Below are 15,167 nucleotides of genomic sequence, written 5' to 3' on the forward strand. Positions count from 1 at the left end.
TGTTTTTGCAAGAGACTTATCTTTCAAAGATGGACTGTCTGAAATCGTCTGTAGCACGTAGATAAGCATTGAAAATACGATACTTGAGTTGGGCGACACTGCTCTTAGAGCTGTCTGATAAGGCACGATCAATGTTCTTAGCTGAGGCATCCGCTAGTACTGCTAAGTACATATAATCTTGTAATTCCTCATAAGAAGAAATCGTAATTTGTCGTTTGCTATCTAGTTTTCCTGCTTCAAACTCGATAGTGATAGGGCGAAGGAAGTTTTGAGCCTTGTTGTATCGCTCATTCAACATGGCTTTCTTCAAATCCTTCCATGATTCATACTGGCTACCATAGAGATTTTTGAAAACCAAATCATCTCCAACTACTCCGACATCTCCTCTGTTCCAGATTGAGTAGGTCTTGTTTCCTTCTTTTAGGGCTTGGCCAGCGTATTGGCCAGATACATATGGGACAAATCCTTGCTGGTAACCCTTGTCTCCAAGCAATTCATAGGCTCTACGGCGGAACATAAGTCCCCCAGGTGCACCAGTTGGATTGTCCAGAGCTGCATAGAAGGAAGCAAACATATTGATGACATAGTAGCCATTTCGTCCAAAGCTAGCTCTATCCCAACCATCGCGACGACCAATGATATTATGATCAACCAGGGCATCAACAGATTTTAGTTTGGCTGCTTCTTCGGCAGTTATAGGGACAATTCGATCATCAGCGTGAGCTTGTTTACCATAAGACGTATTCTCAAATTTATAATTTTCAGCCTTGCGGTACCATTTCATTTTCTGTTGATCAGTTAGAACACCAGTAACAACATCCCCTTCTACATAATCCAGAAGGTTCAGTACGTCAAAGACTCCATGCATGTAGTCGCGAAGAGCATCTGCTGAGGAGAATCGGGCAACAGGGTCATAGGTATGGTAACGTGTGGTCGAATCTTTATCTCCTTGATAGAAGCTATTAAGTACGAGACCTTTTTCGCTAACATTGGTTACAGACTCTAACATCCCTGTAGCAAAGCTCTCAGGTCCTTCACCCTCACGACGACCATGTCCTTCAAAATAGATAGAACCATCCGAGTTGTGGGTCATTTCATGGGTATAGACCATGGTTCCAGAAGCTCCCAGCATCTGATCATAGACGTAGAAGACTTCATAACCATTGGCAAAGGCCCCTAGTCCATTGTCTCCGTGATACTTGCCAGCAGGGCCAAAGAAATTGTACATAGCAACAGAGGTCTTATCATTACGCGGAGCCCAATATTGCTGGCCTTTATCATTATAAAGAAAGAAACCGTCTGTAACGATCACCCGTCTGAATAGAGTGTCTTTCCTGTTTGGACTTAAAATGTTGTACCACATGTCATAGTGGTTTCGTTGCCATTCAGCTGATTGATCCACAAGTTTTTCAACGTGTCGATGGAGTTCCTCGCCTGAGAGAACTCTACCACCTTCTTTCCTGTAGCCTCCAAAGCTACCAAAGGCAATGGTCGACATATTGCTGATGATATAGACATCTCTTTCAGGTAAGGTCAGAAGCTGGAGAACCATTTGCTTGAAGCCCCAATCTCCCTGAGTCAGTCTGTCGTAGACCTTGATTGTATACTTACTCTTACGATCTGCATTGTCTTGCTTAGCCTGAATTTCTGGCAGACTTGAACGAGCTTCTACGATATAAGCCTTGGTATTTTCCTTGAACCACTCACTGTTGGTTTTATTTGGCAAGAAGAGTTCACGCAGACTTTCTAAGTAAGCAAAGAGGTCTCCTTTACCTTTTTCCTTGGCTAGGGATTGTCGGTAAGCATTGAAGTTGTTTTGCGCTCGAAGATTGCCCATTCCAGAGTTCCCGAGAGCGATGATAGTATCCAGTGTCGAAGCCGCTTGATTGCCAAAGAAATCAAACTTATAGACATTAAGATCCTTGGTATTGAACGTTCCATAGTTGACATTGTACCATCGGTTGAGATAGGTCAGACCAAGCATGAAGGCCTCTTTGTGCTGCAGAATCTTTTGGCTAATCGCATCCGCTACGGCAGGGCCTAGGGTGTTAATCGACTTGTCAACTGAAAGCACCTTGAGGAGCTCCTGACCTAGTTCAGCCTTAGTTTGTTCAAAGGCTTTTTCCAAATAAAGATCATCTAAGGAAGCTGTTTCACCAATCCCTAATACTTTACGCACTGCAGTTGAGTCATAGGTCACAGCTTTGAGTTCTTCCAAGACACTCGCTTTAATGGACTGGTAGTCAGATAGGAAGGCCTCTGGAGTATAGAGCAAATTCTTATCAGCGATGCTATATTCAGCAATCTGGCCATTGGCAAAATCACCCTTGTAGGTCAGATCAAGATAAGCAATCGTCTTATCTGCATAATGCAGCATCAGTCTATTGATTTCACCCTTATGGCTGTTGACATCTGTTATCAGTGTCTCATCTTTCATCGGAACCACATCTAGCAGTGCTACTTTGTTGAGTTTATCATCTTCAGCTAATTGGTTGGCTGTATGAACGATGAAGTCTTTGTTGTAGAATGGTAATAGTTTTTCTACATTTTCGTAGGCTTGCTTTCTGGACTCCTGAGCTCCCCTCACTCGACTATAGTCTGTTTGATGCTGGTAAGCTTGCTGCAATGGCTCCTGGTCTATCAAGTTTGAAGTGATTCCAAAGGACTGACGTTTGGCTTGCGCATCGGCCTCTGAAATAGAACGGACAAAACGTTCATCTTTTCGATTTGCTGTAGTTCCTTCAAGAACATAAGAGTCCCGAACAGAAGCCTCAGGATAAGGATCTCCTGTCATGGCATGCCCATTTTGAACTTTGACACCTGTCAAGACATTTCGGACCTGTCCATTGTTCCAAGTAGACCCGATCGCTCCACCGACTTGGCCTGAATGGCCTGAATTTTGGATAGAACCAGACACATAAGAAGTTTCTAATCTAGCTCCATTCTGCAAACGACCGATCAATCCTCCAACACGCTGGTCTCCATTTCGACCCGTTACTTGGATAGATACATCCGCCTGACTCTTCTGCGCCAGTGATTGGTTGCCATGGAAATTACCGACCAGGCCACCAATATTGTACTCCTGCCCCCCATCTTGGGTGCTGGTGATGGACCCTTTAAAGGCAACATTGGTTAGTTTTGTGTTTTGGGCAACTCCTACGAGTCCACCGATATGCTTGTTCCCAGATAGACTACCACTTACAGAAACATCCGTAATCGTTGCATTTTGAGCATTGCTAGCCAAGGACCCTATAGAATCCTTGCCTGTAACTGCAGCCGATTTCAAGGTCAGTTGCTGGATGGTGGCATTTTTCAAGGTTGCAAAGAGTGGTTTTTCCAAGTTGTAGATGGTATAATCTTTTCCATCCACTCGGCTAGTTAGGCTACCTGAAAATTCTTCTGGTACATAGCTTGTCGCAGACTGTTCCAACTGAATCTCATCTGCTGAAACATTCGCTCCTAGTTTGAAGTTTCCAGTCGGGTTTGACTTCATAGCCTCTATGAGCGTTTTGAAGGACGTATAGACTCCTTCTTGACTAAGAGGCGTTTTCGGCAGTTCAAAAGAGTAATCTGGACGATAACGGTCCCCTTCTCCCTCGACGAGTTGATTGGCTGATACTGTTACGGAGTAGGCATTGCCCTTGTCTGTAATCTTAGAAACAGGTAAGAGCATGTCCTTGAACTTGTCTGACTGAATGCGGACATAGTAGTTGTCCAAATCAGACGGCACTTCCGACAGAGATAGGTAACGTCGGTAGTGACTGCCATCTTTACCGTACAGCTCGATGCGATCGATGTCTTTGATTTCAACCTTCTTATAATCTAGCTGAACTGGGCGTTGATCCTCTATACTAGTTTGTTCCCCTTGACCCAGGTCATATTTCATGACAGTTTTGAGGGTATAAGGAGTATAGTAGTCCAAGTCACCAAGTGTCAATTTTTGAGCGAGGTCCACAAGGTCGACTTCCTTAATTAACGTTTCACCCTTGTATAGCTGCACTTTGGCTGATTGATAGCTAGCTGTAGCATCCGTCAAGTGATAGCTAAGAGAAACTTGGCGTTTGTCTTCTCCCTTCTCGACACGGACTAGAGAGAGGGTTGGTTTTCTCTTGACTCCATCCAGAGCTTGACGAGCTGCCTCGAGATCCGTCCGAACTTGATCGACCAAGGCTTGATTGGCGAAAGGATTGTCCAAAACGAGCTTGGCCTGATCTAGAGCACGACGATAGCGGAGTTTGGCTTGTTCATCAGCATACTGGTAAGCAACTGTAGACTGAGTCACATCCTTCATGTCAAATTCAACACCAAGAGTTTTCTTATCAACAGGTTGACCGTCTAGATTATTCTTAGCAGTTTCAAGGGCATTTTTCAAGGAATCAACCTGTTCTTGACTGGCATGAGATGCCTCAAAGAGAGCTTGGGCATTTGCGACTGCCTGTTTATAAGACTCTTGATCTGCAGTGGTATCATTGAAATACTGATGCGTTTTCTGGATGCTATCGGCCTCTTCCACTAATTGGTGCAAGGGTTCGAGGTCGAGGGTTCCTTTTTCTGGTTCCACAGGAGCGTGATCCGCATTTGTAGAAATTGGTTTTGTACCGACTTTGATAATCTGAGGAACTGCTTCTTTTGTGATAGTGTTAGAGATTTCCTCTGTATTTTCGACTTTTCCATCTACTAAATACTGACGAGTCACAATCGTACGCACGCCATCTTGACCAGCTTGGCTAACTTCCCTTTGTCCCAAAGGCAGGTCTGCACTTTCCACTTCCTTAGTTGGATAGGGTTCGGCCACTGTTGTGGTAACGTCCTTTTCTTCAACGTTTAAGCTTGGAACTTCATTTACAGGAGCGTCTGTTGGTTTCTCGCTAACAGGGCGTGTTCCAACTGTTACGATCTCTGAGACCGCTGGAGTCGTCACTTCGTTGGAGATTTCCTGGCTTCTCTCTACTTTTCCATCTACCATGTACTGACGGGTGACGATTGTACGCACTCCATCTTGACCAGCTTGGGTTATCTTGGTCTGGCCAACTGGCAAGCTATCACTCTCTACTCGTTCTCGAGTGTAGGGTTCTGCTACCGTCGTAGTAACGTCCTTTTCTTCAACGTTTAAGCTTGGAACTTCATTTATTGGAGCGTCTGTTGGTTTCTCGCTAACAGGACCTGTTCCAACTGTTACGATTTCTGATACTGCAGGAGTTGTCACTTCGTTAGAGATTTCCTGGCTTCTCTCTACTTTTCCATCTACCATGTACTGACGGGTGACGATTGTACGCACTCCATCTTGACCAGCTTGGGTTATCTTGGTCTGGCCAACTGGCAAGCTATCACTCTCTACTCGTTCTCGAGTGTAGGGTTCTGCTACCGTCGTGGTAACATCTTTTTCTTCAACTTTTAAGCTTGGAACTTCATTTACAGGAGCATCTGTTGGTTTTTCACTAACGGACTCCTCTGGGCTTGGTTTTGTAGGAGAAAGGACCTTGCTTCCGACTTTTCTAATCTCAGAAGTAGGCTCAGTCGTTACCTGATTGGAAACCTCCTCTGTATGGATCACCTGACCATTTAAAATGTAGCTGCGGGTCACAATGGTACGACTACCATTTTTCCCTGCCTGAATCACCTCAGTTTGACCTTGTGGCAAATCAGCTGCTTCTACTTCCTCTACTTGGAAAGGAATGATCTCTGTACGACTCGTATCTTTACTCTCAACCTTTAACTCTGGTTGTTCAAAGACAGGAGCTTCACTTGGTTTCTGAGCACGATACTCTTCCTGCGCTTGACTTCCGTTTGAAGTTTGAACTGGAGTATCAATAGGAGCCGAATGATTCAACTCTTTCTTGCCATCAAGTGGAGAGTTTACTTCTTTTTGAGATTTCAAATACCCTACATATTGGTAGCCTTCAATCGTAAGTGGGGATTGCAATGTTTCCCCGACCTGTACAGTCAATTCCTGATTATAGTCTGCCAGCATTTGATTTGTCAAAGCCAAGGAAGTTGGCGCGATCAGCTGACTTCCTAGACTGGTCAAGAGCATGAAAGAAGCTAGCTTTTTGCGATCATCTCTGCCCAGTTTAATCGCTACGACCAGTAGTACAATACCTGCCCCCGCTGCAATTGAGCTAAAGAGTTGGCTGTGACCAGTTGCAGGCAGCTGTCTCGTCGGACGATAAATCAAATAGTAAGTATCATCTGTTTCCTCAGCAAACTGTGGCAATTCTTTGACTACCAACTGCTTTTCTTGGTCCGTGAGTTCACTCTCTGTCACGTACTTATAGTGAATCTGTTTTGTGACGGATGGCGTCTGTTCACTGGCTGCTACACTAGCAAGAGAACCTCCTCCACTAAAAAGGTAGAAAACCCCTACCAGAGCAGACACTAGACCAACCGAAACTTTTCTCAATGAAAAACGCTGGTGCTTTTCTCCTAAATAACTTCTTTTCATTCCTAATCTTTCCTTCATCATGATTTGAATCCCCTCTATTCTACCGAAATTTACTAGATTATTCAATTTATTTGCTATAAATAATAGCCACAAAAAACTGCTAATCTTTTCAGTTCATTTACGCTGTCAAAATTCTTATCTTATCAGGTCTTGAATGCACAAACAAGATCATGGAGAAACCACAGAAAAAATTCCTAGGTAGCCTTAAACCTAGGAATTTTTCAAATTTTAATCAAACAGAATCGTTTCCTTATTTCTTGAAAATAGACTGTCTGAAGTCGTCTGTCTCACGAAGATAAGCGTTGTAAATCTTCTTCTTGAGCAGGTTGACCCAGCTAGCTTCGACACGGCTAGTAGCATTGGTAATGTTGCGTACATCCTCTGCTACTGCTGCATCCATCAATTGCTGCATCTCTGCATAAGAACGAATGGTTACTTTCTTGGTACTGTTTGGATTTTTAAGCTCGTACTCAATGGTGATTGGCTTCAACTTGGTCAGCTGATCAATTCGCTCCTTATACATGGCCTTCTTGAAGGCTGCCCAAGAGGTGTATTCACCTTTAAATACATTTTCCAAGACTTTCTGGTCCGTCACGAGACCAACATCTCTTCCAGACCATCCGTCCCACGTTTTCTTGCCTTCATCGAAAGCTTCCTGAGAGTACTGACCAGAAACATAAGGGACAAATCCGTCATGGTAGCCCTTGGCTGCTAGTAATTCATAGGCTGTGCGACGGAACATAACGTCACCTGGTGCTCCATTTGGATTGCTTAAGGCTGAGTAAATTGGTGAGAAGAGGCTGAGACTGAGGTAGCCATTTCGACCATATTTCCCACTTTCCTTATTCTCCCGACGAGTGATCACATCATTTTCAATCAGGGAGTCAAAGGTCTTCAGTTGCTTGATTTCCTCAGCAGTAAAGCTTCGCGTCTGGTTACCAGCGTGGGTCTCCTTGCCATACTTATCTGTAATATAGTAATTCTCCATCTTCCTGAACCACTGTAACTTGGCAGCATCACTCTGCTTCAGCATAGAAGTACCTTCTAGATAGTCCAAGGTGTAGATCATGTCAAACATACCATGGACATAGTGTTGCAGGTCTGCTTCATTTTGAACACGTTCCTTGAAATTATAGGTATGCATACGTGTCTTAGAATCCTTATCCACCTTGAAGAGAGTATTGAGCGTAATAGTTGGTTCATCTGCGCTCGGCGAAGATTGCAAGAGTCCGCGAGCATAGAGTTCCGCACCTAGTCCCTCACGACGACCATAACCTTCAAAGTAAATTGCACCGTCAGAGTTATGGGTCATTTCATGGGTGTAGACAGAGTTTCCATAGTCTTCCAACAATTTAGCAGCATCAAAGTGAGTTACACTACCCGTAGCATAGGCATTATATCCCTTGCTTGGATACCACTTGCCAGCTGGTCCAAAGAATTCCTGCATAGCCTGTGATTTTTTATCATTAGCTGGAGCCCAGTATCTTTGACCATTCTTGTCAACCAATGAGAATCCATCATACACCAGAACCGAACGGAAGAGCTTGTCCTTGCTTTCTGGACTCAGAATCTTGTACCAGAAATCATAGTGGTCGCGCTGGTATTCAGCTGTTTTTCTCACTCTGTCTTCGACATACTCGGCTAGCTCAGCGTCTGTGCGCACTCTGTTATTGGCATCCAGGCGGTAGCGATCATAAGCTCCCATAGAGAGGGTAGACATATTAGAGATAGCATAGACACCCTTCTCCGTCATAGTCAAGAGTGGCAGGAGCATGCCCTTGTGTTCCCAATTATCTGCAGTAATCTTGTCGTACACACCGACAGAGTACTTGCTCTTGCCCTCGGCTGCGTCCTGAAGCTTTCTCGCTTCTGGCACATCGGACTTAGCCTCAACAATATAGGCTTTTGTATTGGTCTTGAGCCATTCATTATTGGTCTTGTATGGTAGGAAGAGCTGACGGTAGCCTTCAAGGTAATTGAAGAGTCCTCGCTTGCCAGTTGCTTCAGAGAGCGAATTATCATACGCTGTATAGTTGTTCTTAGCCTTGAGATTCTCAAGTCCTGATTTCCCTAAAGCAATGATTGTATCAAGAACCGAAACGTCATTCTTACCATAGAAATCCATCTTGTAAGCCGACAAGTCCTTAACATTAAAGTTGTCATAGTTGATATTATACCAACGGTTAAGGTAAGTCAGACCTAATAGGAAAGCTTCTTTATCAGCAAGAATCTTCTTAACAAGATAATCCTTAACTACTTCACCTTCAGTATTGATAGCCTTATCCATAGCTAGCACTTTGCGAAGCTCACCTGATAGCTTGCTTTTCACCTGCGTAAATGCAGTGTCTAAGTATAGTTCATCCAAAGAAGTGTCTGCTGCTACTCCGAGAGCTGTACGCATAGCTGGCGAATCAAGAACAACCTTGTTCAGCTCTGACAACACTTGATTTAGAATACTAGTATAATCTGATACAAAAGCTTCTGGAGTATAAAGAAGGTCTAATCCCTTCATCCTATACTCAGCAATACCTTGGTTGACGAAATCTCCCTGATAAGATATTTCTAGGTAGTCAATAGTATTGTCCATATAGTGCAGCATCAAACGATTGATTGCTGTTTTATTGCTATGGATATCAGTGATAATCTGGTCACCCTTCATCGGAACAACATCCAGTAGGTACTCCTTGTTCAACTTATGCTCTTTCGGAATCTTGTTCGCAAACGAAACAATGGTTTCTTTATTGTAGAAAGGAAGCAGTTTCTCCATATTTGCGTAAGAATATCCGCGGTCAAATTGAGCATTGTTTACCTCACCATAGTCGACAAAACGCATATTTAGATTCGTGTCATCTAGGCTAGTCGTGATGTCCATAGCAGTCAGTTTTTCTTCCATTTCTTCTTGAGTAATTGTAGAAGTAACAAACTGATCGTTTTTCAAGGTTTCACTTTTAGCAACTTTATATGCTTGCGTAATGCGGTCGTTTTTGTAGCCCTGATCCCCAGAAATACTGTAAACATTTGTACCGCTAACATTACTGATAACATTATCAACTAAACCATTAAAGTAGTTCGAGCCGACCACTCCACCGATTTGACCGTTAGTGGTTGAATTATATAGTTTTCCTGCCACATAAGATTTGGTAATTCGAGCATTGTTTTCTAGACGTCCAACCAAACCACCGATACGTTGTTCATTTGATCGAGCACCACTAATAATCGTTACATCTGCTTTACTTTGGCTAAGAAGAGACTCTCCTCCTTTAAGGTTTGCAACCAAACCACCTACATTATAAGCTTTGATGTGTTGACTGTTAGATAGGATGGTACCCGTAAAGGAACTATTGGTAATTTTCGTATTGGTTCCATTAACTACTAGACCCGCTACGTTAGAGGCGTTGCCTACTACCGATACTCTCCCCTGAACAGAAACATCTGTGATTCGCGCATTCTCCGCATTGCGTGCAAGTGCTGCTGAGTCATAGGTACCCACGATATTCACATCTTTAAAGTCGATATTGGAAATGGCAGATCCACTCTTGAGGTTTTCAAATAAAGGTTTGGCTAGATTGTAAATCGCATATTGCTTGCCATTTTGACTACCTGTCAGACTACCGGTGAAGTTCCCTTTGAGGTAGACATAATCCGCAGGAGCTAGGTTGACCTCGCTCGCATCCAAATCAGCTCCCAGAACATAATTTCCTGCCATATTTCGCTTCATAGCGTCTACCAATCCAGCAAAGCTAGTGTAGACATTTTGCTGACTTGGGACTGCCTTACTGATATAGAAATCGTGCCCAGACTTATAGCCCGTCTCACTTTCTTGGACGAGTTCAGGAAGGGTTACATTAAGCTTATAGACGGCCTTGCCATCTTTCTCTGCTTCAGAAATGCTATGAACTGGTAGGAGAATTTCCTTGGATTCGCTTGATTTGATCTTAACGAAGTAGGTAGACAGATCCGTAGGCATGGAGCTCATCGATACAAAGCGCTTGTATTGGTCGTTTTCTTTATGATAAAACTCAACGGAATCAATATCACGGAAGGCAATCTTCTTGTATTCTAGCTCAAAGTTACGACTGTCTGTTTCAAACTCAGTAAAGCTGCCATTATCCAGTTCATAAGTCAACTTGGTTTTTAGAGTGTAGCCTGTGTAGTAGTCTAGGTCGCCAATTTTCAAGCTGCCAGCAAAGTTGGTAATTGGAAGAGTTCGAATCAGCTGATCTCCCTGGTACAATTCTGCAGTCGCTGAACGGAAGGACTGGGTCTGGTCTTCCAATCTATATTGGACCGTCACCGACTTATCATCAGCATTCTCAGTCAGACTTAGAATGGAAACAGTCGGCTTGACTTTAGGCACTCCATTTAGTGCTTCTTTGGCTGCTGTCAAGCTAACAAGAGCTTGGTTGACTTGCACTTGTGTAGCAGTTTGATTGTTCAAAATTCCCTCTGCCTTGGTCAATTCGTCAGTATAAGCTGTCTGCTTATCTGAATCCGCATTCTTATATTTAACCGAAGTTTTAACCGTTGGATTTAAATCGTACTCAGTCTGAAGAGCTGTTTTAACAACTTCAAGACCACTTAATTGCGCCTTGGCTTGATTGATTTGTTCCACCAGTTGGTTGACTTCTGCTTGGCTGGCTTGGGATTGGCTCAGAATCGCTTGACCAGCCGTCAAAGCAGCATCATAGTTAGTTTGATGACTCTGACTATCGTTGAAATAACGGGCCTGATCTTTAATCTGATCCGCTTCTGCCAAGAGATTATGCAGTGAAATTAAATCGAACTCTTCTAAAGCGTCTGCTTTCGGTGGATCGTTCGGTACCATGGTTGGTTTAGCAGTTCCGACTTTGACAATTTGCGTTACTGGAGCTAGGGTTTCTTCATTCGAAAGTTCTTGACGGTCGATTTCCTGACCGTTAGAACTGTAAATGCGAGTCTTGATAGTTCGTTCACCTTGGACTCCCGGAGTTGTGATTTGACGAGCATCTTGAACCAATTCGTCCGTATGTTGCTCCTCGATGTTGAAGGCTATTTTCTCTACGCGCGTTTCGTCAATGTAAGTTAGCGGATACTCTGGCAGAGCTTCCGCTTTTGGTGCTTCGCTCGGTACCATGGTTGGCTTAGCCGTTCCGACTTTGACGATTTGCGTTACTGGAGTCAAGGTTTCTTCATTCGAAAGTTCTTGGCGGTCAACAACTTGACCATTGGAACTGTAGACACGGGTCTTAATGGTACGCTCACCTTGAACTCCTGGAGTTGTGATTTGGCGGGCATCACGAACCAATTCATCCGTTTCTTCTTCACGAATGCTAAAGTTGACTTTTTCTACGCGCGTTTCATCTGTATATGTCAGTGGATATTCTGGCAGAGCGTCTGCTTTCGGTGCTTCATTCGGTACTATGGTTGGTTTAGCAGTTCCGACTTTGACGATCTGTGTTACCGGAGCCAAGGTTTCTTCATTCGAAAGTTCTTGGCGGTCAACAACTTGACCATTGGAACTGTAGACACGGGTCTTAATCGTACGCTCACCTTGAACTCCCGGAGTTGCGATTTGACGAGCATCTCGAACAAGCTCATCCGTTTCTTCTTCACGAATGCTAAAGTTGACTTTTTCTACGCGCGTTTCATCTGTATATGTCAGTGGATATTCTGGCAGAGCGTCTGCTTTCGGTGCTTCATTCGGTACTATGGTTGGTTTAGCAGTTCCGACTTTGACGATCTGTGTTACGGGCGCCAAAGTTTCCTCATTAGACAACTCTTGGCGGTCAACCTCTTGACCGTTGGAACTGTAGACTCGGGTCTTAATGGTACGTTCGCCTTGGACACCCGGAGTTGTGATTTGACGAGCATCTTGAACTAGCTCATCCGTATATTGCTCCTCGATGTTGAAGGCTATTTTCTCAACGCGAGTTTCATCGGTATATGTCAGTGGATACTCTGGCAGAGCGTCTGCTTTTGGTGTTTCGTTCGGTACTATGTTTGGCTTAGCCGTGCCGACCTTGACAATCTGTGTTACGGGAGCCAAGGTTTCTTCATTCGAAAGTTCTTGACGGTCAACCTCTTGACCGTTAGAACTGTAGACACGAGTCTTAATGGTACGTTCGCCTTGGACTCCTGGAGTTGTTATTTGACGGGCATCACGAACAAGCTCATCCGTTTCTTCTTCACGAATTGTGAAGTTAATTTTCTCAACCCGAGTTTCGTCGGTATAAGTTAGCTGATACTCTGGCAGAGCGTCTGCTTTCGGTGCATCGCTTGGTACCATGCTTGGTTTAGCAGTTCCGACTTTAACAATCTGTGTTACGGGAGCCATGGTTTCTTCATTCGAAAGTTCTTGACGGTCAACCTCTTGACCGTTAGAACTGTAGACACGGGTCTTAATGGTACGTTCGCCTTGGACACCCGGAGTTGTGATTTGACGAGCATCTTGAACTAGCTCATCGGTATATTGCTCCTCGATATTGAACGCAATTTTCTCTACGCGGGTTTCGTCGGTATAAGTCACCGGATACTCTGGCAAAGCGTCTACTTTCGGTGCTTCATTTGGTACCATAGTTGGCTTAGCTGTGCCGACTTTGACGATTTGCGTTACGGGAGCCATGGTTTCTTCATTAGATAACTCTTGACGATCGATTTCCTGACCGTTAGAGCTATATACGCGAGTCTTAATGGTACGCTCACCTTGGACACCCGGAGTTGCAATCTGACGAGCATCTCGAACAAGCTCATCCGTTTCTTCTTCACGAATTGTGAAGTTAATCTTCTCAACGCGAATTTCGTCAGTGTAAGTTAGCGGATACTCTGGCAGAACGTCTGCTTTCGGAGCTTCATTCGGTACCATAGTTGGCTTAGCTGTGCCGACTTTGACAATTTGTGTTACCGGAGCCAAGGTTTCTTCATTAGATAACTCTTGACGGTCGACAACTTGACCATTGGAACTGTAGACTCGGGTCTTAATCGTACGTTCACCTTGGACACCCGGAGTTGTGATTTGACGACTTCCTTCTGGAATTTCATCTGTATATTGCTCGTCAATAGAAAAATCAATCTTTTCTATTCTAACCTCATCATTTGTAGTCAATTCCAACTCAGAATTCTCATGAATAGGCGCTGTTTCTGGACTGGTGCCATACTCTGCCAATTCTGGAACTTCGTGAACTGGTGCTGTATCAGGATTTGTCCCATATTCCGTTAGTTCTGGAATCTCTTGAACTGGAGATGTCTCGGGACTAGTGCCATACTCTGCCAATTCTGAAACTTCGTGAACTGGCGCTGTTTCTGGACTGGTGCCATATTCTGTCAATTCTGAAACTTCGTGAACTGGCGCTGTTTCTGGACTGGTGCCATATTCTGTCAATTCTGGAACTTCGTGAACTGGCGCTATTTCAGGAGTTGTACCGTATTCCGTCAGTTCTGGAACTTCGTGAACTGGCGCTGTCTCAGGAGTTGTGCCATATTCTGCCAATTCTGGAACTTCGTGAACTGGAGTTTCTTTTGGTATCGAGTTAGTTGGAGCTGTTCCAACTAAAATAATTTCAGAAACAGGTTCAAGCGTCACTTGATCAGAAATCATTTCGCTTTTTACGATTTCTTGATCCTTACGAAAATGACGAGTCACTACTGTACGTTGACCTCGAACACCAGATTGTATAACTTTTGATTGCCCTTGAGCCAATTCATCGGAATATTGGTATTTTGTCTGATAAGGAAGTTCTTGAACTGACTCCTGCTCACTAATTTTTAGTTCTGGCAAGTCATAAACGGTGCTTAGACGAGCAGACTCTCTTTCCTTAGCCGCTATAGCTTCTCTTTCTTCCTCAGTTAAAGCATCACCCTTATCCGAAACAATCTCTTTCATATCAGGATTTGTTTCACTCGGCTTAAGTTCACTTCCCTTCTCTTTCTCTAAATCAAGTGTCAGATTTTCCTTCAGAGCAGAATGAGCTAAATGACTATCATTTTGTTCTTCATTCTTTAAGTAACCGATATAGTCGTAACCGTCAATTTTCAATGGCGCTGGCAGTGCATCTCTAAGACCCAAGTTAAGACTTTGATTATATGCAGCGAGCTCGATATTCGTCACTGCTAAGACTGTTGGAGATAGCAGTATGGATCCCATTCCAGTTACCAACAAGATAGAAGATAAATACCTCTTCCCATTCCTGCCTCTAACTACTACAAGCACTAGTAATGCAAGACCCATCGCTGTAAAAGTTGATTCCCAAAGGCCGGAGTGACCTGTCTTAGGCAATACTCCAGATGAATCCCCTTGAGTAGTCGGACGATAAACTAAGTAATAGGTCTCTGAAGCATCCTCAACATACTTTGGAATCTCCCTTATCAAGGCACTCTTCTCTGCCTCCGTCAATTCAGACTCCACTACGTAGTGGTATTTAATCTGAGCAGACTGCTGACTTTGAATTTCTGCTGCCTTCACAGAAGTCAAGCCCCCAGCCATTTGCCCATTCAAAAAGAAGCTTCCAATAGTCGCCGAAACGAGCCCAACGGACAACTTCCTGAGAGAAAAGCGCTGTCGTTTTTCTCCATAAAACTGATGTTTCATTCTCAAAATTTCCTCTTCAATATATTATTCAATCCTTTCTATTCTACCTAATTTCACTTGATTATTCAAATTATTTGTCGCGATTTTTAGAAGCAACACAAGCTTTTGAAAAGTACCAAAAAACGACCTCTCTTTTTAAAAAAATCTCAGAAAATCAACTTA

The 15,167-nt window shown here is 43.7% G+C and carries 2 protein-coding genes; both read right to left on the reverse strand.

Features of this window, described 5'->3' with window-relative positions; all coding sequences use genetic code 11:
- Positions 1-16 precede the first annotated feature (16 nt).
- Positions 17-6,442: a ZmpA/ZmpB/ZmpC family metallo-endopeptidase gene (locus tag TZ92_RS08625; RefSeq protein WP_223329001.1), complete on the reverse strand. Its 6,426-nt coding sequence runs from the start codon at positions 6,440-6,442 to the stop codon at positions 17-19.
- Between the two features lie 250 nt (positions 6,443-6,692).
- Positions 6,693-15,005 carry a ZmpA/ZmpB/ZmpC family metallo-endopeptidase gene (locus TZ92_RS08630; protein WP_033630071.1) on the reverse strand — a complete coding sequence of 2,771 codons (8,313 nt, stop codon included), beginning with the start codon at positions 15,003-15,005 and terminating at the stop codon, positions 6,693-6,695.
- Positions 15,006-15,167 lie beyond the last annotated feature (162 nt).

It is taken from the genome of Streptococcus oralis subsp. oralis (assembly GCF_000960035.1).
In the GTDB taxonomy this organism is placed as follows: domain Bacteria; phylum Bacillota; class Bacilli; order Lactobacillales; family Streptococcaceae; genus Streptococcus; species Streptococcus oralis_G.